The following is an 18,801-nucleotide window of genomic DNA, read 5'->3' as shown; positions in this document are numbered from 1 at the left end:
TCATTAGTGTCCCGTTAAAATCGGGACCAGTTAAATATTAATCAAATAACCCCGGAAAGAGGGGACAATCGAGTTCTTTGACATTATTGAAATCAGTCCTTTCGAAGAGATCTACGAGTGGTGTCTTATCCATAAGCGAAATACTTAGAATCTGAAGAACCTCATAAGTCGATCGCTTAAGTTGAAAATCATGTTGTACGATAGCAACAAGGCAATAGGCTATGATTGCCGATGAAATTTGGATTCTCACAGCATTCTCTGTTGTACCCCAAAACTTCTTGATCTTGAGGTGCTGCTTTAGCCATTTGAAGAACAGCTCTATCTGCCATCTATTCTTGTAAAGATTGGCGATTTCAGGTGCTGTAAGATGAAAGGCATTGGTTAGGAAAGCAAACTCCCTGTCTTGTTCTTCATCATAGAATTTGACGAGTCTGAGTTTCTCTGGATACTTTCGGTATGAATTGTATTCATTGAATTCAATCACAGCATCTGTCAATATATTCTTTGGCACCCTGCGCCTCCATCTACAGCATTTGTATTGCAGATTCTTCTTGGCTCGCACAACAAAGAACGATTCATGCTGATGTATTTTGAAAAGTTCCTTGAATGCATTATATCCACGGTCGAATACATAGTAAGAACCTGATTCATAAGGAATTTCCTTCATGGAATTTGAGTCGTAAACGGATGCTGTAGAGATATGGAAGAAAGCAGGAACCTGAGATTCGAGGTCATATAACACATGTGCTTTTATCCCTCCCTTCTTCTTACGGAACTTTGCCCACCAGAAGACTGATAAACACAAAGGAATTGTCGTTGAGTCGAAGGCATACACATTGCCTTTCAACTTGAAGATATCCGTTACCCGTTTCTTTTTGGCTTGCTCCATCATATAGAAAGCAAAGTCTTCAAAGATACGGTAGTCACGATTCTGATTGGCTGAAGCAAATGTCGTTTTCGCAATAGGCTTACGCCCTAATCCAAGATGGTATTGCTTTGCTCTATGTGCTTCAAAAGCAACAATCAAATCTCGCAAACTCTCTCGATTACTCAGTTGACCAAACATCATAGCAAGCAACTGATTCCAACAAGTGAAATGCTTCACATAGCGGTTTCCATCATACTTGCGAACATAGTTGTTAAACTGAGTTCTGTTCAAAAAAGCGGTGAGCTGGGCAAAAACGTATTTATCTTGGAACATAACAGTCATTTAAATTTGACTGCAAAGTTACGAAATCAAGTCCGTTTCATTTCAAAACACCACCTAATAGACTGTATTTCAATTAATTCAAAGAGCGATTAGCCCACCTTAACGGGACATTAGTGAGTTGATGTAAAAAATAAAACAACAAATAATAACCAAGTAAACAGCTATTACAGTAATAGGCAACAATTAAATACCCGAGCTGGAGATTCCAATGACGAAGTTCTCCCTAAATTAGCCTATAGATTTACAGATGCATATAAATACAACGAGAACCACAAGAACTACAATACTTTTTCTTCACAAGATATAAGACCTTGGACTATTCATGCTCTTTGTATTGCAATACCTGATGGAAAAGAAATTAGAAGTTTTGACAAATACCAACTAAAGGCTTCATGGAAACGAGCAAAGAAATTAGATGTTACGCAATTAAAAGGAGATATGTATACAGATTTCGTTGAGATGTCTAATAGAATTCCACAATTTAAATTAATGCCGAACTCTGAAATATCAGGACTTATGGCTTTTGAAGCTGTAAAGAATTTCTTTTCGGGTGCAGATGGAATTCCAAGTTTGTCTTATGATACAGACTGGTTTAATATGCTTAATAACTTAAGATTGGAAACAGGCATTTCATATATATATGGGTATCGTGATAGAAAACATCCTACCTTTTTTAGGCACACTTCTTACTATAATTTTAGTTTCTTTTTAGCTGACGGATACAAAAAAATCAATGGAGATTATTATATCCATGTAGTAGGTCCCATTGGTAATTATGGAATTGTATCTGGTTATGTATTGGATTTTAACAGGAAAAATGCAGGTCGCTTCCAAGATACACATTGGACAGAATGGTATGGAGCCCCATATAAGACAAGAACTCTTAATATTCACACGACTAAATATTTACCGCAATGATGATAAAAAGGATTCTGCTATTCATAGCCGTTATTATAATGGTTTCCTGCTCTGACGAAGATAGGAATAGAATTCCAAATATTACCCCAAGTAAGATAGAACTATCCACTGCACATCCAGAAGGCTTTTTCCAGTTTATGGAAGGTGATTATGCGATGTATGAGTTTAGGATTGATTATGGGAAGAATGACACTGAAGTATCAAAAAGAATAACCAAAGAGATTTTATCAAAGGAACAGACTGTCGTAGAACTTTCTGATGGGAATAAAGCCACAATTTATTGTAAAAATGGCATACTCCAGAAAATAGAATTTGACTTTATGACAATAAGCAAGGTACAGACAGGAAAATATAAAGTCCAATTGAACAAAAATAGCATCCAGCAAGTACCTGTAGCAATTTCCTTTGGATTTAGTGTTCCTGATGGAATATCCACTATTGGAATAACTTTTAAATAGCAAAAGATATGAAAAAAATATTTTTATTTTTATCCTTAGCACTTCTTGTTTCATGCAATCAAGAAGAGCTTCCTCAAAAACAGACAACTCCGATTGTTAAAGAAAATAGTTTTAAGGTCGGGAAAAGTGATATAGAAAAAGTAGTTAATGGCTATTTACAAGCGGGTAACACAAGATCTACAAATAATGCTTGTATGATTGTTGGTATTGACTCTATTAATGCGCAAGATAATACGACAAGAGGAATACAGAAAGAGAGTAATCCACAGAACTTATTGTATTTTGTCAAAATCTCAGACGGCTCTACTATCGTTATTGCAGGTGACAAGAGAGCCGAACCTATTTATGCGCATTTTAATAACATCGAGTTAAAGTTTCTTCATGGAAAGTTGATAGAGCAAGAAAAATTACCAGAATCTTTTCTTTTTATGCTTGGGACGGCAGCTACATCAGTTTACAACCGAATGACTCCGGATGCGCCCATAAATTCTCATTGGGACCAGCCTGAAACAAGAAGCTCAAAAAGATATGAGGAATCCGTGCCCCAAAAATGTAATGTAAGGTGGGGACAGGGTAATCCTTTCAATTTACAGTCACCTTCATCAAATGGGAAATATGCTTCTAATGGACGAGCTGCTGCGGGCTGTGTACCTATTGCAGTTGTCCAAGCACTGACAGTGCTAAAGAATGATTTTGGTGTATTCAAAGGGTATGGATTAAAGACTTCTTGGAGCAAACTGAAGACAAAGGAGTATGGTTATTACTTTACTTCTCAAAGTGAAAAAGACGACATTTCAAATATTATAAAAAGAATAGCAGAAAATATTGGTACATCATACGATAAGGATGGCTCTGCGGGGACTGACACTAAAAAAGCTATGAAATTCTTAGGCGATTATTTAGGTGGAATGTTCAGCTATGATACTGATTGGAATAATATTAGTAACAATATGAAAAATAATTCCTATGGTCTTTCGTTCTTATCGGGCAAAAAGCGCAGTAATGGCTGGTTATGGAAAAAACTGGGAATTGATATGCCAAGTTCTGGACATTGCATGCTTTTGGATGGGTACAAAATAATGAATGGGCAGACCCTATACTATATAAATTTTGGCTGGAACGGATCTGCAAATGGCTATTATCTATATGATGATAAGACATGGAAAGAAGATTCTCCCAGGCAATATGACCTTATGATGAAAGTTTATAATTTCCATATAGATACGGATTATGATGATTTTTAAGTTGTAAAAATATTTATACTGTATTATCGAAAGATTAAGACATATAGTTTCTTATGTTACGACAAATATAGCTTCTTTGATAGATGAGGAAGGATATATCAAGATAAAAATCACCTCATAAATAGTTACAGGTAGTAATGCTAAATCTAACAGAGCCGTATCAAACTTTATAAAAAATATGATACGGCTCTGTTCCCATATTTTGGAGTACTCTCATTTAAGATTAGAGGATTATCCTTTTAAAAGTGGAGTTTTGGCATATATTTATATTATATAGTCATCGTGATATTCCATATAGTTATTTCCTTAATAATATTTTCTCCAAATCCGAAGACTTATAGAGTATCTTCCCAGCAAACTGCGTATAGGGGATAATCTTCCTGTCCCGATAGTCCTGCAAGGTGCGAGGGCTGATGTACAGCCGCTCACACACCTCCTTGCCTGTGAGGAAGTGTTCACCGCCAAACAAGGGTTTGTGTGTCTGTGCTACTTCCTTTATTCGTTTGTTCACACTTCTTATGGCGGACAGCACCACCTGCATCTCGTCCGCATCCATGTTCAAATCTCTTACTGATTCCATTGTCCTCTTATTTTATTTGTTGTTCTTTGATTTCTCCGATTTTGTCTGCAACAACCGCTCCACGTCCTCACGCCTGTAATAGCACTTGTGCCCGATTTGTGTAAACGGTAGCACGCCCGTATCACGGTAGTGCTGCAAGGTGCGCTTGCTGATGTTGAGTAGCTGACATACATCCCCATTGTGCAGCCAATCGGTGTGCTGACTCTGTTCTCCGAAAGCTTTGTGGCAGGTCTGAGCAAGATTGAGTATCTCATCCCTCAGTCTTGCCCAATTTGAATCCGTAATGATAAAATATCCCATAGTTTTATTATTGTTTTGTTTGTATTTCTGTCTTGTTGGTTTAATAAAACCTTTGTCCGTTTTGCGTTTCACCGCATATTTCTGCCTGCAAAAGTAGAGAGTGTTTGCCATACTTCAAAGCACGAGGGAACAGCAGGGAAATAGAGGGAAAAACATGGAAATGGCAAAAGGATTGTCGCTCTCTTTCTTTGTCTCTTTACTCCATTTTATCATATCCTTTTAGCCAACGCAATACGATGCGTATTGTAGCAAATTACCACCTGCCTTTCTTGCATTCTTTACACACTTGTCCTCTTGTTTGGGGCTTAAATCCATACTTTCCAACAGTTTCTTGTCAAAAATCCGTGAGAAATTCATTGCCAATTTGCGCAACATTATGCAAGCACTCTCCGAATGCTTGGAACTTTCCAGTTCTCTTCATAACTTCACTCTCGGAAACCAAACCAAGCATATAATGAAACGAAACGCAGATAAAGGCAATTCAGTGGACGAAAATAATACGCCCAAGCAAAGGAAGACTTCCTCCAAAAATGGTGAGATAGAAACTTATCTCTCCTCTTATTATGAGTTCAGATACAACACGGTGTTGGGGCGAACCGAATACCGAAGCAAGGAAGATGCTCACTTCTCAAAAGTGGGTCGCTATGAAATCAATACACTCCGCAGGGAACTTGACAACGATGTGGGGATTATCACATCTTCCGACAACCTCTATTCCATTATAGAGAGCAGTTTCTCTCCACGTGTCAATCCCATACAGGAATATTTCAATGGATTGCCCTTGGTGGATATTGGTAATAGCAGAGGTAATTATAGTGGCAATAGCGATAGTTGTATTCATGGCAGTAGTGGTAATGGTAATAATGAACACAATAACCATTGTGATACTTCTTCCTTTTCACTGAAAGTCATTCCCGAACTGGCAAGTTGCGTAGTTGTGCGCAACTCTGACAAGTGGCTGCCATACCTTACCAAATGGCTCGTGGCAGTGGTCGCCAACGCCATGGACGACCGTGAATGCCGTAACCATACCTGTCTTGTACTGACAGGCGAGCAGGGCAAGTTCAAGACAACTTTCCTTGACTTGCTCTGCCCACCTGCCCTGCATGGTTACAGCTACACGGGAAAGATATATCCGCAAGAGAAGGACACGCTTACTTATATAGGGCAAAACCTCATCGTAAACATTGACGACCAGCTCAAAGCCCTCAACAAGCGTGATGAGAACGAACTGAAAAACCTCATCACCTGTCCGATGGTCAAGTACCGTATGCCTTACGACAAGTATGTGGAGGAACACCCACACTTGGCGAGTTTCGTTGCATCGGTAAATGGTAACGATTTCCTTACCGACCCCACAGGCAGTAGGCGGTTTCTGCCCTTTGAAGTATTGTCTATTGACATAGAACGAGCAAAGGCAATCTCAATGGATAGTGTCTATACCGAAGCAAAAGCCCTGTTAAAATCTGGTTTCCGCTATTGGTTTGACGATAATGAGATAGTAGAGCTTTACAAAGAGAGTGAGGATTTCCAAGTGCAGACCGCAGAAATGGAACTACTGCTACGCTGCTTTGAGAAGCCAACGGAGGATGAAAACTATTCGTTAATGACCACTACGGAGATACTCACTTATTTGGGAATTTATACTCACCAGCCACTTGTTGCCAAGCGTATGGGTGAAGCCTTGAAGAAAGCAGGATACATAAAGGTGAGCAAACGAAGAAACGGTAGTAGCCCCATCTATGTCTATAAGATTAGGAAAATCTTGCCCTGCCCGCTCCTTCAAACTTGTAGTAGCCAAATGTAGTAGAATGTGTAGTATTGTCTTATACTACAAAGTAACACTGATTATCAATCACTTATCACAAAATAGTATGTAGTAAGAAGAAAGATGAAAAAGTTTGGAGGGGAAAAAGTTAGGAAAAGGGAAATTCATTCAAATGTAATCAAATATAATTCAGACAATCGATTATAACTCAATCACTTAAATTATTCAAGCAATGAAAGAAGAAGATTTATCACTCATCAAGCGATACTCCATCGTAGAGTATCTTGAAAGGAAAGGTATCAAACCCTTGCGCAGAACACCTTCCTATGCGCTGTACCGCTCACCACTCAGAGAGGAAACGCATCCGAGTTTTAAGGTGGACACACAGAAGAACCTCTGGATAGACTATGCCGAAGGTAGGGGCGGAAGTATCATTGACCTCTGTATGCGCTTGGAAGGCTGCACGCTATCGGAAGCCATTTGCCGTTTGGGACAAAACGCTACCGATAATATAACATATAGTTCTCACAAAGACTTCTCACAAAACAATCTCCAACCAACGATGGCTGCAAACGAGACAAGGAAGCTGATAAGTATATCAGACACCCTACTGCCACATTTGCAGGAGTATCTTACAAAGGTACGCTGCATTGATTTGGAAAAGGCAAAGCCTTTCCTCAAATGTATCAGCTATGAGGTAAGGGGCAGGCGCTATCAATCCATCGGCTTTGCCAATCAATCAGGAGGGCATGAACTTCGGGACAATGGCACGTTCAAGGGTACGATAGCACCGAAGGACATTACTCTCATATTCACAGACAAGCAAACAGAATACGCAACAGACAAGACACAGTCCGTATGCATATTTGAGGGCTTTATGGATTTTCTCTCCTTTCTTTCAATGAAAGATGAAATAACGAGTGTCTGTCTTGTGCTAAACTCGGTAAGCAATGTGGCAAGGGCTATTCGATATCTGAGTGACCACAACCTAACGCATATCCGTACCTTCCTTGACAATGACGATGCAGGGCGGAGAACCGTGCAAGAATTTGTAAAGGTAGGTTTCAAGGTGGAGGATATGTCCGTACATTACAAAGGCTTCAAAGACCTCAACGAGTTTCATGTTTACCGTGTCCGTGAGCGACAGAAGCATAAAGGGCAGATACAGATACGGATGTCGGTTACAGAACAAAATCAAAACATGAAATCAAAACAAGTCAAACATAAAATGAGATAAAAACATGGAAAAGCAAAAAGTCAGTAACGAGGGAATGAAGAATACAATCCATTCCGACAAGCAGTATTTTGGACTAAATCAGATAGAAAATTCGTCTGAACATATCATTGCCGAACTTCGGGCAAGGAAAGCAAGACTTATTCAAGAGCCTAACGAACAGGACACAGAGAACACTACGCACTCTGAACCTGCACAGCATACAGAGAATGCAACTGTTCAAAGGCGCATCAGTGCCAAAATGAGAAAGGAAACGCTCGAATCCTACAAGCAGGCCTACCTTGTTCCAACAAAACTAAGCAACCGAAAAGCGGTCTATCTGAGCCGAGAAACGCAGGAGCGTGCCGACTTCATCGTGCGCAGATTGGGCGACAGGGGCAGCAACCTTTCAAGTTTCGTGGAGAACATCGTGCGCATTCATTTGGAGGAGTATGGTGAGGACATAGAGAAGTGGAGAAAGCTGTGAGGCACAGGAAAAGGGGGCGAGGACTTTTGGGAAAAGAGGCTATTATTCCACTCAAAACCCTCAACCCTTTTTTAGAGAACATAACAACAGACATTTGTCAAACATACTGAATGATGGGAACACCACGAACGCAGTTAAACACAGAATGCACGGCATTCACTTTTCGGCAGCAAAACGCCTTGTGCGTAAACGTTTCGTTAGCTGATATTGCAAGACGTCAGTTTGTACCCACAAACTGCTCTTGCTCCCCTCGTCTATCTATCGGGGAGATAAGACCGTAATCACTCCGTTCTCATCGGTCAGTATTCAGGAATTAAGACAACAAATCATCTATAATGATAAACTTTCAAAGAAACTTATATGAGCAGATACAAGGGAAAAGCTGCCCGATGGCAGCAACAGGATAAGGAAGAACAGAAGATGAACAAGACAGAGTTCATCAAAGTAAGATGTACCTTAGAGGAAAAACAGCGTATCAAGTCAAGGGCGGAAAGCACGGGACGGAAATTCTCCGATTATTGTCGGGAAATACTCCTTAACGGAGAAGTAACAGCCGTTCCCAAGATGACAGACAATGAGAGGGAAGCCATTGCCATTCTCCAACATACAGGAAGGTACTATGGGCAGATTTCCAATCTCATCAAGCTCAAGGACGAGGATTGGCTACTAATCACCAAGAACCTTTCGCTATGTGCCAAAGAGGCATTTAAGCGGTTTTACGACCCGCATTTTCGGGTAGATGATGAAATATATAAGGTCTTAAATCTAACAAGAAATGATAGGTAAATGCAAGGCGATAGCGCACGGAAGCACAGCTTTGGACTATATTTTCAGGGAAGGCAAACTCGGTAGTCGGCTTGCATTCCACAATCTTTGCAGCAGAGATCCAAAGACTATCTATGAGGAAATGAAAGTGGTCAGTAACTACAACAGCCGTTGCAGGAACAAGTTTCTCCGTATCGAAATTGGCATCGCACCGCAGGACGAGAAAAAGCTGTCTGTGTCCGAATATATGTGGATAGCACATTTGTTTGCCAAACGAATAGGACTTGACAACCACCAATGGGTAGCAGTAACGCACAAGGACACCGACAACAGACACATTCACATCATCGCCAACCGCATCAGTCTGTATGGAGAAGTCTTTGATACCACCTTTGTGAGCAATAGGGCTGCAAGGGTGGCGGAGGAAATAAGCAGAGAGAAAGGCTTGACCATCGCAAAGGAGATTAAGGCGGAAAGGAAATACCAAAAGGCAAAAGTCAGCCAGACGAGAGAGCAAGCAAAGAAAGTGGTGCAACAAATCTGTTATTCCATGCTTGACAAGTACAGAGATACAGGCATCACAGGGCATTCCATGTTCCTTTATGAATTGAACAAAAACGGCATTACCATAGAGCGTATGAAGAATAAGCAGGGCAAGGTATATGGCTTGAAGTTCTCCTTCAATGGACAAAGCTTCAAAGCTTCCGAAATCGGCAGGGAGTTCGGCTACCATTCCTTGCAGAAGAACTTTGAAACAACTAACAAGGAAGAATCAAGGAAACCACATCTAACAGTACAAGAGCCTACAGAAAAGAAAGAACAATCTGATACAGGCTACCAACTTGTACCTCCAAGCCGCTCCTCTATCTCACGAGACAATGATACCTCACAAGTGCAGAATCCCATTGGTGCAGTGGCAGACACCATCGTTAGCGCAGCCGATGAAGCGGTGGAAGGGTTAGGCGATTTAATTACACCAAGTACACAAGGCAATGACTTAACCGAAGCTGCATGGCAGCGCAAACTCAGATACCAAGCTAACAGAAAGAAGAAACGTGGAAGGGGAATATAAACATAGCATACAAAAAGTGCATAATAAAGAATATCTCATCAAAAACGCTTGCTATTCGGTAACAAAGTATTATCTTTGCAAACAGAATAACAAGCGTTCTTTGTTAGGCAGAAAACAGCGAAGCCAGGTAGCTCGCTCGTTTCTAAATCGTTACCAGTTTAGTCTTATCAACAAGGTAACTTATTTATTTTCAATCAGTTGTAGTTTAAGAATTATCTTAGCCTGCAAAAGCTTACCTTTTAAATTACAATCAATATCATTCTGATTATCAGTAGATTACAAGGTATGTTTCTGACGCAGTTTTTGTAATATAATTTCGCGGTTTTGGTCGAGGCGAATGCTCGCTATCAAGCGTTTGTTAGCCACCATCTGAATATGAATTGAAATGATAAGAAGGTATGTGCTATTCTGCATTGAAACAAAAATACGTCAAGTCTCATGATTTGATACAACCGTACGTGGGGGAGGGGCACGAAATCATTTAGGACACTATCGGGGAAAGATAAAAGAATTGCTCACTGCCATATAACCCCGAGAAATCCTAATGTCCGATTTGGGTTTAATGGGGGGCGTCATAAAAGATAGCTCCCAGTGTCAAAACCATGTATGTGGGACAAATTGTTATCAGTTTCATCATGTGCCAAAACTGAAAGAAGACTGCCATGAACGATGGCAGCCTTCTTTTCAAAGATTTTATACGAATGTGTGTTTACTTTATAATACACTTTCAAACTCGTGTAAGAAACGTATGTCGTTTTCCGAGAATAAACGAAGGTCGTTTACACGAAATTTCAAGTTGGCAATGCGCTCCACACCCATTCCGAATGCGTATCCGGTATAAACAGTCGAGTCAATGCCACAAGCCTCAAGGTCGTGCGGATCAACCATTCCGCATCCGAGGATTTCCACCCAACCCGTATGTTTACAGAAGCCACATCCTTCCCCTCCACAGATATTGCAGCTAATGTCCATTTCCGCACTTGGTTCCGTGAATGGGAAATAGCTCGGGCGAAGGCGTATCTTGGTATCAGCTCCAAACATCTCTCGCGCAAATGTGAGCAGCACCTGCTTGAGGTCGGTAAAGCTGACATTCTTGTCCACATAGAGTCCTTCTACCTGATGAAAGAAGCAATGGGCGCGAGCCGAGACAGCCTCGTTGCGATAGACACGTCCCGGACAGAGCACTCGAATGGGGGGCTCATGGGTGGACATATAGTGTGCTTCATCATTGGAGGTATGACTGCGGAGAAGTACGTTCTTGGTAACATCCATCGTATTGGTGCGCTCAATGAAGAATGTGTCTTGCATATCGCGTGCGGGATGATCCGCAGCGAAATTCAACATCGTGAACACGTGCTTGTCATCATCGATTTCCGGTCCTTGATAGAGCGTAAAGCCCATACGCGCGAAAATATCTATGATTTCGTTCTTTACAAGGGTGAGTGGATGGCGCGTACCCAATTGAATGGGATAAGGCGTTCTGGTAAGGTCAAGGTCGTCGTCAATCTCTTCTTTCGTGGCAACTTGCTCTTTCAGCTCATTGATCTTTGTCTGTGCGAGTGTCTTGAGCTGGTTTATCTTCATCCCTACCGTCTTTTTCTGGTCAGCGGCAACATTGCGAAATTCGCTCATCAAAGCACTGATTTCACCTTTCTTGCTAAGATATTTCACACGAAGTTGCTCCACCTCCTCGGCGTTTTTGGCAGAAACAGCACTTACTTCTCTCAGGAGTTCTTCTATCTTTTCTAAGATCATTTTCTTAAATTTTAGTGCAAAGATACAACTTATAATTTGAACAAGAAAGACAGCTGCGAGAAAAAAAAGTTTTTGCTGTATTATTAGAAATAAATATCGTACATTTGCATCGAATTAGAGAACAATATACAGATATGAGAAAAGCAGTTTTATTTCTTGTTGTTTTTTGCGCGTTTATGACGTTTACGACCATTGGGTGTTCCAACAAAAAGGTTGAACCAATTGATTCCACAGCAGTTGATTCCTCATTTGCCGATACCGCGACAACCGTGGACACCACCGCTGCCATCATCGAGGAGACCCCAATGCCAAAAGCAGCCGACCAATTGTTCGACGACTTCTTCTTCAACTTCATAGCCAACAAGAAACTACAGCGCAGTCGCATCAAGTTTCCGCTGGCAGTTGTTACCAATGGAAAGACTACTCAAATCAATCGCAAGGCATGGAAAACCGACCATTTCTTCCGTCCGCAGGGATATTATACACTTATCTTTGATGATGAATCGCAGGCGGAATGGGCAAAATCCACAGACTTGGACACTGTGATTGTGGAGAAAATCCACTTGAAAGAAGGACTTGTGGAACAATATTGGTTCGATCATCAAGCCGGATATTGGACGATGAACCAAATTCGAAATGTGGGTTTTTCTTCAAATCATAATGCTTCGTTCTTGAAATTCCTGCAAAAGTTCTTTGTGTCGAAAAACCTTACCCATGTTGCCCATCCCTTAACCTACGATGGTCCAGACCCCAACGGAGAGGAAACCAACCATGTGCACACCACGATTCCGGCTGAAGAGTGGAGCAGTTTTCTACCGGAAATACCGGGGGATATGATTTATAACATCCTTTACGGTCAGAAATACAAGGAAAGAAAAAAGAAAATCTTGACTTTCCGCGGACTTTCCAATGGTATAGAAACACAACTCGTGTTTAAGAAAAAGGGAGAGACATGGAAGTTGGTGAAAATCATAGCCTATTGATGTATTCACCACGCAAAAAAGTGGAATTTGCCAAAAAGGATGAACCAGCATGAAAGATTTGAGAAATTATAGCCTTTTGAAACATAACACTTTCGGCATAGACGTGAAATGTAGGAGATTCATTGAATATGACTCCGTGGACGAGGCACAAAAGATAGTGAAGCATCTTAACGACGATGACTTGCCTTTGCTGATTCTCGGTGGTGGAAGCAACCTGTTGCTGACCGGAGATTATGATGGCACTGTGCTTCACTCCGGCATCAAGTATCTTAAGCAAATCGATGAAGAGCACGTAAAGTGTGGATCGGGATACGTATGGGACGATTTTGTGGCATACTGTGTCCAACACAACCTTTATGGAGCTGAGAATTTATCGCTCATCCCCGGAGAAGTAGGTGCGAGCGCGGTTCAAAACATTGGTGCATACGGTTCAGAAGCCAAAGACTTGATAGAAAAGATTGAGGCGGTAGAAATAGCTACGGGAAAAATTGTACAGATAAAAAAATCAATGTGTGAATACCGCTACCGTCAAAGTAAGTTCAAACACGACTGGCGAGACAAATATCTCATCACATCGGTTACTTACAAGTTGTCAAAGACATACGAGCCGAAGCTGGATTACGGAAATATTCGCGCGGCTTTGGAAAAGAAAGGGATTGTGAATCCAACGGCAGAAGAACTGCGGGAAACCATCATTGAGATACGCAACGCGAAACTTCCCGATCCTAACATGTTGGGAAACGGTGGAAGTTTTTTCATGAACCCCATTGTGGCACGGTCAAAATACGAAGAGCTTGCCTCCCAATACCGGAACATGCCCCATTACACCATTGATGCCAAGCACGAGAAAATCCCCGCTGGGTGGATGATAGAGCAGTGCGGATGGAAAGGCAGAACGTTGGGTAAAGTGGGAGTTTACGAAAAACAGGCTTTGGTATTGATCAACCGGGGAGGTGCCACAGGTCAGGAAGTGATGTACCTTTGCGAGGCAATTCAAAAAGATGTAAAGGCTAAATTCGGAATAGACATTTATCCGGAAGTAAACATAAAATAAACGACTGTCTCAGTTTGAGAATAGACTGTCGATACGAACAATCCATGCAGAAGATTAGTTCGCTTTCATGAAATGACATGGAATAATTGACATGGAATGTGCGTTGTCTTTAGTCGCTACCGAAATATGAAATTACGATTTTTGGGAACGGGAACTTCCAATGGAGTTCCGGTAATAGGCTGTAGGTGTAACGTCTGTCTTAGTAATGACTTGAGAGACAAGCGGCTGAGAACATCTGCCCTATTGGAAACAGAACATACAAGGATTCTAATAGATTGCGGACCAGACTTTCGACAACAAATTCTCCCATTACCCTTTCGCCGGATAGATGGAGTACTCATCACGCACATTCATTATGACCACGTAGGTGGGATTGACGACTTGCGACCCTATAGCAAACTTTCCGACATTGACGTTTTCGCCAATAAGACTACTTGCAATGGATTGCGACACACGCTTCCTTACTGTTTCACTGACAAACTCTATCCCGGCGTTCCCAAACTAATTTTGCACCGCATTGATGCGCATCGGAGTTTTACGATTGGTGATGTGGAGGTGATGCCTGTGGAGGTAATGCATGGGAATTTACCCATCCTTGGATTCAAGATAGGGAAGATGGCATATATCACGGACATGAAAACGATAAATCCCGAAGAGCTTGCTTATCTGGAGGGCGTGGATACGTTAGTAGTGAACGCACTTCGATGGGAGAAAGAGCATCACTCACACCAGCTTGTGGGAGACGCCGTGGAGTTCAGTCGGCAAATCGGTGCGAAATCCACTTACTTAACTCATCTCACCCACGAGATAGGGCTACATGGTGAAACCCAAAAGCGATTGCCGAAAAATGTCCATTTGGCCTATGATGGTTTGGTGTTGGACGTATAAACGATGTATCTTGGTTTAATCTCATTGTCTTTTGCGACAAAATTAAAAAAGCCACTTGACTGAAATGACATCAGGAAAAAATTATTATCTTTGTAATTATGAAGTTCAGAACAATAGTTGATATCCCCAAGCCCATTTTTGAAATACGTCCCGGTGAACGTATGCTATTTGTTGGCTCTTGTTTTGCAGATAATATAGGAAGACGCTTCCTTGAAGAACATTTCTCGGTAATTGTTAATCCATTCGGCGTGATGTATAATCCTGCCTCCGTTCTTCACACGGTTGAGAAAATCAAGGAGACCTTTGATACCGTGGTGGTCACTTTGGGAACCAATCATGTATATATAGAGAAAGCGACGGGAGAAATAGTGGATAACTGTAGAAAACGCCCACAACGATTGTTCGAAGAGAAAGAACTGACAACAGAAGAATGTGCGGCTTATCTTAAAAAAGTCGTTGGATTGCTACAGGCGGTGAAACCGAATGTGAACGTTATTTTTACCGTAAGTCCCATCCGATACGCAAAGTATGGATATCATGCAAGTCAGCTGTCCAAATCCGTTCTCCTTTTGGCGGTTCATCGGGTGGTACATAATTCTTCCGGGCATTTGGTTTACTTCCCTGCCTATGAAATTGTGAACGATGAGCTTCGCGATTACCGCTTCTATAAACCTGATATGCTACATCCCAATGAGCAGGCAATAGAATATATTTGGGAACGAATGGTTGAAGTGTATTTCTCGGAATATGCAAAAAAGTTTTTGGATGACTGGCAACCCATAAAGCGAGCTTTAGCCCATCGCCCTTTCAATGAGGACTCTACAGAATATAAGACTTTTATAGAGAACATGATGAAGCGAAAACAAATAATTGAAGAAAAATATAATATTTCGTTCGATAGATAAAGAAAGTATAGAAAAGCTTTCAAAACATGAACGCAAAAAAAGCTATTTGTTCCATAAGCGCATAGAGAAAGAATAAGAAAAAATGGATATAGAAGAATTGCTTACAAGACACGGAATAAAACCCACAGCCAACCGAATGATAATCGCTGAGGCTTTAGCGATGGAAAACTATCCATTGTCGATGAAGGAATTAGAAGTGAAATTACAAACCATTGACAAGTCGAGCATCTTTAGGTGTCTCGTGCTTTTTCGCAAACACCACTTGGTACATCAGGTAGAGGATGGCAACGACATTGTTCGTTATGAACTGTGCATGAGTGAAAACCACCTAAGAGATGAAGACTTGCACGTGCATTTCTACTGTGAGCACTGCCGGCATACCTATTGCTTGTCAGAAATTTCAGTTCCACAATTACAACTTCCAAACGGTTTTGAGCAGACCGGCGTTAATTTCATGGTGAAAGGTTATTGCCCTAAATGTTCCAAGAAACAGCATTGAAGAATAAAAAAGGTAAAAAAGAAGCTGAAAGCAGGCAAGCTATTTAGTTTTTGATTACCTTTGTATCCGAAACTACGTTACAATGTAGTCAAACGTTCTTGCTTCATGCCTGAGCGAAAGTATCTTAATAAAAAGTGCAATGAATTATTCTGTAGAAAAGTTATCATCCCTAATTGACGCGAAACTGATTGGCAACAACAAAGCTAACATAAGCTTCGTCTTAACGGATAGTCGTTCACTGTGTTTCCCCGAAGAGACTGTGTTTTTTGCGTTAAAATCAGAACGGAACGATGGACATCATTTCATACCGGAACTTTATAGAAGAGGCGTGAGAAACTTTGTGGTGCAGGAACTTCCGGATAAATTATCAGAGTTTCCACAGACCAATTTCTTGATGGTAGCCGATTCATTGACAGCTTTGCAACAGCTGGCAGAATGCCACCGCAAAGAGTTTCATATCCCCGTGATAGGGATTACGGGGTCGAACGGTAAGACAATGGTGAAGGAGTGGTTGTATCAACTGCTATCGCAGAATATGAATGTAACGCGTTCGCCTCGCAGTTACAACTCTCAGATAGGAGTACCACTCTCTCTTTGGCTGCTCAACGAACAATCACAACTGGGAGTCTTTGAAGCAGGTATCAGCAAACCGAAAGAAATGATACGATTGCAGCGCATTATTCAGCCCACGATTGGCGTGATGACAAGTCTTGGTTCCGCACATCAGGAGAACTTCGGCTCATTGGAAGAAAAATGCAAAGAGAAACTGTTGTTATTCAAAAATGCAGAAGCCATAGTCTATTCCATGGACGATGAGATAGTTTCCAAATGCGTGTGTACGTCCGATTATCCGGCATTAAAGCTCACTTGGTCGATGAAAGATGACACGGTGGCATTCTACGTAAGAGCTATTGAGAAACAAAACATTAACACTACCATTGCTTATACATGGAAAAATAAAGTAAATGGGAAGTTCACCTTACCATTCATTGATGAGGCAAGTCTAAAAAATGCCATCTCTTGTGCCGTTGTCGCGCTTTATTTAGGACTTACGCCTAAGGAACTGGCATTGCGAATGGAACGACTTGAACCGGTAGCGATGCGCTTGGAGGTAAAAGAAGGACAACACGGCTGTACGCTGATTAACGACTCCTACAACTCAGACATAAACTCGCTTGACATAGCCTTAGACTTCATGAATAGACGCCCCGACCACAAAGGGCGCAAACGGACTTTGATTTTAAGCGATATTCTCCAAAGCGGTAAGACCGAGAGCCGTCTTTATGAAGAGGTCGCTGAGCTCATAGAAAAGCGGGGGGTGAGAAAATTCATCGGTATAGGGACATCGCTGACGCACGAGTGCGATGCTTTTAAGAATATTTCGGAAAAATTCTTTTTCCCAACAGTTGCCGATTTTGTTCACAGCGAGGTGTTTCGTGGATTAAGCAACGAGGTCATCTTGCTGAAAGGAGCTCGTTCTTTCGGCTTCGACCGACTGACGGAGCTATTAGTAAATAAGGTGCATGAAACCGTATTGGAGGTAAACTTAAAAGCAGTGGTTGCCAACTTAAACCACTATCGCTCTTTCATGAAGCCGGAAACAAAGCTGGTCTGCATGATAAAAGCCGATGGCTATGGTGCCGGCGCAGTGGAAATAGCCAAGACTTTACAAGAACACCGTGTAGATTATCTTGCCGTAGCGGTAGTGGATGAGGGCGTAGCCCTTCGAAAGAATGGGATTACAAGCAGTATCATGATAATGAATCCGGAGATGAGTTCTTTCAAAACGCTCTTCGACTACGAATTGGAACCTGAGATTTATAGCTTTCGATTGTTGGACGCTCTTGTAAAAGCGGCACAAAAAGAAGGAGTAACAGGCTTCCCGGTACATATAAAGCTTGACACGGGAATGCACCGTTTGGGCTTCAATCCCCACACGGACATAAATGAGTTGATAACCCGCCTGAAGCAGCAAAGCTCCGTTATTCCCCGATCGGTTTTCTCACATTTTGTAGGGTCTGACAGCAATGACTTTGATAGATTTTCCGCCCATCAGTTTGAGTTATTCGATAAGGGAAGCAAACAACTCCAAGCAGCTTTTGAACATAAAATATTACGACATATTGATAACTCTGCCGGAATAGAACACTTTCCCGAACGGCAATTGGATATGTGTCGTCTGGGGTTGGGGCTGTATGGAATTAACTCTCGGAACAATGAGATTCTAAACAACGTATCCACGCTAAAAACAACAATTTTGCAGATGCGGAATGTTCCCAAAGGCGATACAGTGGGCTATTCGCGCAAAGGAATCATTGTGCGAGACAGTGTCATCGCGGCAATTCCCATTGGCTATGCCGATGGATTGAACAGGAGGCTCGGCAACCGAAACTGTTATTGTTTGGTGAATGGTAAAAAAGCGCCCTATGTTGGAAATATATGTATGGACGTTGCCTTAATAGATGTGACGGACATTGACTGCAAAGAAGGAGACAGCGTGGAAATCTTCGGCGACCATCTGCCGGTAACCGTTCTCAGCGATGTTATGGAAACAATCCCATACGAAGTGCTTACAAATGTAAGCAACCGCGTGAAGCGAGTCTATTATCAAGATTGAAACCGAAAACTTGTTACAAAAAATAAAGTGAGATTATCTTTAACGGGTAATCTCACTTTTTGATTTTAAGATCTCTTCGCTATGA

At 41.5% G+C, this 18,801-nt stretch carries 18 protein-coding genes; 14 read left to right on the top strand and 4 right to left on the bottom strand.

Annotated features, from left to right (window positions below):
- Nucleotides 1-37: 37 nt before the first annotated feature.
- Nucleotides 38-1,201: an IS4 family transposase gene (locus E0E16_RS06090; RefSeq protein WP_130829561.1), complete on the bottom strand. Its 1,164-nt coding sequence runs from the start codon at nt 1,199-1,201 to the stop codon at nt 38-40.
- 447 nt (nt 1,202-1,648) lie between these two features.
- Here E0E16_RS06090 and E0E16_RS14290 point away from each other — a divergent pair, with 447 nt between their 5' ends.
- From E0E16_RS14290 to E0E16_RS06075, 3 genes are read left to right on the top strand one after another with little or no spacing between them, the layout of a single operon-like run.
- Nucleotides 1,649-2,128: a hypothetical protein gene (locus tag E0E16_RS14290; protein ID WP_255418120.1), complete on the top strand. Its 480-nt coding sequence runs from the start codon at nt 1,649-1,651 to the stop codon at nt 2,126-2,128.
- Nucleotides 2,125-2,586, top strand: a complete 462-nt coding sequence (locus E0E16_RS06080) for a hypothetical protein (RefSeq protein WP_004339658.1) — start codon at nt 2,125-2,127, stop codon at nt 2,584-2,586. Before E0E16_RS14290 ends, E0E16_RS06080 begins: the two co-directional genes overlap by 4 nt.
- Before the next feature lie 8 nt (nt 2,587-2,594).
- Nucleotides 2,595-3,830 (top strand): C10 family peptidase, encoded by a 1,236-nt coding sequence (locus tag E0E16_RS06075; RefSeq protein WP_004335662.1) that lies wholly within the window; start codon nt 2,595-2,597, stop codon nt 3,828-3,830.
- Nucleotides 3,831-4,128: 298 nt separating this feature from the next.
- On the opposite strand, the gene E0E16_RS06070 is transcribed toward E0E16_RS06075, so the two are convergent.
- Together E0E16_RS06070 and E0E16_RS06065 are read right to left on the bottom strand one after the other, a co-directional pair.
- Nucleotides 4,129-4,410, bottom strand: a complete 282-nt coding sequence (locus E0E16_RS06070) for a helix-turn-helix domain-containing protein (RefSeq protein ID WP_004339656.1) — start codon at nt 4,408-4,410, stop codon at nt 4,129-4,131.
- Nucleotides 4,411-4,422: 12 nt separating this feature from the next.
- Nucleotides 4,423-4,710 carry a helix-turn-helix domain-containing protein gene (locus tag E0E16_RS06065; RefSeq protein ID WP_004335658.1) on the bottom strand — a complete coding sequence of 96 codons (288 nt, stop codon included), beginning with the start codon at nt 4,708-4,710 and terminating at the stop codon, nt 4,423-4,425.
- Between the two features lie 376 nt (nt 4,711-5,086).
- On the opposite strand from E0E16_RS06065, the gene E0E16_RS06060 reads away from it, so the two are divergent.
- The 5 genes from E0E16_RS06060 to E0E16_RS06040 all read left to right on the top strand — a co-directional run bounded on the left by E0E16_RS06060 (nt 5,087) and on the right by E0E16_RS06040 (nt 10,015).
- The gene (locus tag E0E16_RS06060; protein ID WP_036875542.1) at nt 5,087-6,517 is read left to right on the top strand and encodes a virulence-associated E family protein; all 1,431 of its coding nucleotides are present in this window, start codon (nt 5,087-5,089) and stop codon (nt 6,515-6,517) included.
- 193 nt (nt 6,518-6,710) lie between these two features.
- Nucleotides 6,711-7,715 carry a DUF8464 domain-containing protein gene (locus tag E0E16_RS06055; RefSeq protein WP_004335654.1) on the top strand — a complete coding sequence of 335 codons (1,005 nt, stop codon included), beginning with the start codon at nt 6,711-6,713 and terminating at the stop codon, nt 7,713-7,715.
- A gap of 4 nt (nt 7,716-7,719) precedes the next feature.
- Nucleotides 7,720-8,178, top strand: coding sequence for a DUF3408 domain-containing protein (locus E0E16_RS06050; RefSeq protein WP_004335652.1), 459 nt, complete (start codon nt 7,720-7,722; stop codon nt 8,176-8,178).
- Nucleotides 8,179-8,538: 360 nt separating this feature from the next.
- On the top strand, nt 8,539-8,964 hold the full coding sequence (locus tag E0E16_RS06045) for a plasmid mobilization protein (RefSeq protein WP_004339651.1): 426 nt from the start codon (nt 8,539-8,541) through the stop codon (nt 8,962-8,964).
- Entirely contained in the window at nt 8,954-10,015 is a 1,062-nt protein-coding gene (locus tag E0E16_RS06040) for a relaxase/mobilization nuclease domain-containing protein (RefSeq protein WP_004335649.1), read from the top strand. Before E0E16_RS06045 ends, E0E16_RS06040 begins: the two co-directional genes overlap by 11 nt.
- 714 nt (nt 10,016-10,729) lie before the next feature.
- Here E0E16_RS06040 and pheS read toward each other — a convergent pair.
- Nucleotides 10,730-11,770, bottom strand: coding sequence for a phenylalanine--tRNA ligase subunit alpha (gene pheS, locus E0E16_RS06030; protein WP_130829560.1), 1,041 nt, complete (start codon nt 11,768-11,770; stop codon nt 10,730-10,732).
- A gap of 134 nt (nt 11,771-11,904) precedes the next feature.
- Here pheS and E0E16_RS06025 point away from each other — a divergent pair, with 134 nt between their 5' ends.
- From E0E16_RS06025 to E0E16_RS06000, 6 genes are all read left to right on the top strand, one after another.
- Nucleotides 11,905-12,753 carry a DUF4348 domain-containing protein gene (locus E0E16_RS06025; RefSeq protein WP_130829559.1) on the top strand — a complete coding sequence of 283 codons (849 nt, stop codon included), beginning with the start codon at nt 11,905-11,907 and terminating at the stop codon, nt 12,751-12,753.
- Nucleotides 12,754-12,802: 49 nt separating this feature from the next.
- Nucleotides 12,803-13,807, top strand: coding sequence for a UDP-N-acetylmuramate dehydrogenase (murB, locus tag E0E16_RS06020; RefSeq protein WP_130829558.1), 1,005 nt, complete (start codon nt 12,803-12,805; stop codon nt 13,805-13,807).
- Nucleotides 13,808-13,933: 126 nt separating this feature from the next.
- The gene (locus E0E16_RS06015; RefSeq protein WP_130829557.1) at nt 13,934-14,695 is read left to right on the top strand and encodes an MBL fold metallo-hydrolase; all 762 of its coding nucleotides are present in this window, start codon (nt 13,934-13,936) and stop codon (nt 14,693-14,695) included.
- A gap of 98 nt (nt 14,696-14,793) precedes the next feature.
- Entirely contained in the window at nt 14,794-15,600 is an 807-nt protein-coding gene (locus tag E0E16_RS06010; protein ID WP_130829556.1) for a GSCFA domain-containing protein, read from the top strand.
- An 82-nt stretch (nt 15,601-15,682) separates the two neighbouring features.
- Nucleotides 15,683-16,099, top strand: coding sequence for a Fur family transcriptional regulator (locus tag E0E16_RS06005; protein WP_130829555.1), 417 nt, complete (start codon nt 15,683-15,685; stop codon nt 16,097-16,099).
- Between the two features lie 139 nt (nt 16,100-16,238).
- Entirely contained in the window at nt 16,239-18,716 is a 2,478-nt protein-coding gene (locus E0E16_RS06000; RefSeq protein WP_130829554.1) for a bifunctional UDP-N-acetylmuramoyl-tripeptide:D-alanyl-D-alanine ligase/alanine racemase, read from the top strand.
- The last annotated feature ends 85 nt before the right edge of the window (nt 18,717-18,801 follow it).

Source organism: Prevotella rectalis, from assembly GCF_900607215.1.
Taxonomy (GTDB): domain Bacteria; phylum Bacteroidota; class Bacteroidia; order Bacteroidales; family Bacteroidaceae; genus Prevotella; species Prevotella brunnea.
Note: the sequence above shows the minus strand (reverse complement) of the source record. Positions and strands in the feature narration are given on the sequence as shown.

Coding starts and splice junctions, on each gene's coding strand:
- E0E16_RS06090 (WP_130829561.1), bottom strand. CDS start 1,201: ATGTTCCAAGATAAATACGTTTTTGCCCAGCTCACCGCTTTTTTGAAC.
- E0E16_RS14290 (WP_255418120.1), top strand. CDS start 1,649: ATGTATACAGATTTCGTTGAGATGTCTAATAGAATTCCACAATTTAAA.
- E0E16_RS06080 (WP_004339658.1), top strand. CDS start 2,125: ATGATGATAAAAAGGATTCTGCTATTCATAGCCGTTATTATAATGGTT.
- E0E16_RS06075 (WP_004335662.1), top strand. CDS start 2,595: ATGAAAAAAATATTTTTATTTTTATCCTTAGCACTTCTTGTTTCATGC.
- E0E16_RS06070 (WP_004339656.1), bottom strand. CDS start 4,410: ATGGAATCAGTAAGAGATTTGAACATGGATGCGGACGAGATGCAGGTG.
- E0E16_RS06065 (WP_004335658.1), bottom strand. CDS start 4,710: ATGGGATATTTTATCATTACGGATTCAAATTGGGCAAGACTGAGGGAT.
- E0E16_RS06060 (WP_036875542.1), top strand. CDS start 5,087: ATGCAAGCACTCTCCGAATGCTTGGAACTTTCCAGTTCTCTTCATAAC.
- E0E16_RS06055 (WP_004335654.1), top strand. CDS start 6,711: ATGAAAGAAGAAGATTTATCACTCATCAAGCGATACTCCATCGTAGAG.
- E0E16_RS06050 (WP_004335652.1), top strand. CDS start 7,720: ATGGAAAAGCAAAAAGTCAGTAACGAGGGAATGAAGAATACAATCCAT.
- E0E16_RS06045 (WP_004339651.1), top strand. CDS start 8,539: ATGAGCAGATACAAGGGAAAAGCTGCCCGATGGCAGCAACAGGATAAG.
- E0E16_RS06040 (WP_004335649.1), top strand. CDS start 8,954: ATGATAGGTAAATGCAAGGCGATAGCGCACGGAAGCACAGCTTTGGAC.
- pheS (WP_130829560.1), bottom strand. CDS start 11,770: ATGATCTTAGAAAAGATAGAAGAACTCCTGAGAGAAGTAAGTGCTGTT.
- E0E16_RS06025 (WP_130829559.1), top strand. CDS start 11,905: ATGAGAAAAGCAGTTTTATTTCTTGTTGTTTTTTGCGCGTTTATGACG.
- murB (WP_130829558.1), top strand. CDS start 12,803: ATGAAAGATTTGAGAAATTATAGCCTTTTGAAACATAACACTTTCGGC.
- E0E16_RS06015 (WP_130829557.1), top strand. CDS start 13,934: ATGAAATTACGATTTTTGGGAACGGGAACTTCCAATGGAGTTCCGGTA.
- E0E16_RS06010 (WP_130829556.1), top strand. CDS start 14,794: ATGAAGTTCAGAACAATAGTTGATATCCCCAAGCCCATTTTTGAAATA.
- E0E16_RS06005 (WP_130829555.1), top strand. CDS start 15,683: ATGGATATAGAAGAATTGCTTACAAGACACGGAATAAAACCCACAGCC.
- E0E16_RS06000 (WP_130829554.1), top strand. CDS start 16,239: ATGAATTATTCTGTAGAAAAGTTATCATCCCTAATTGACGCGAAACTG.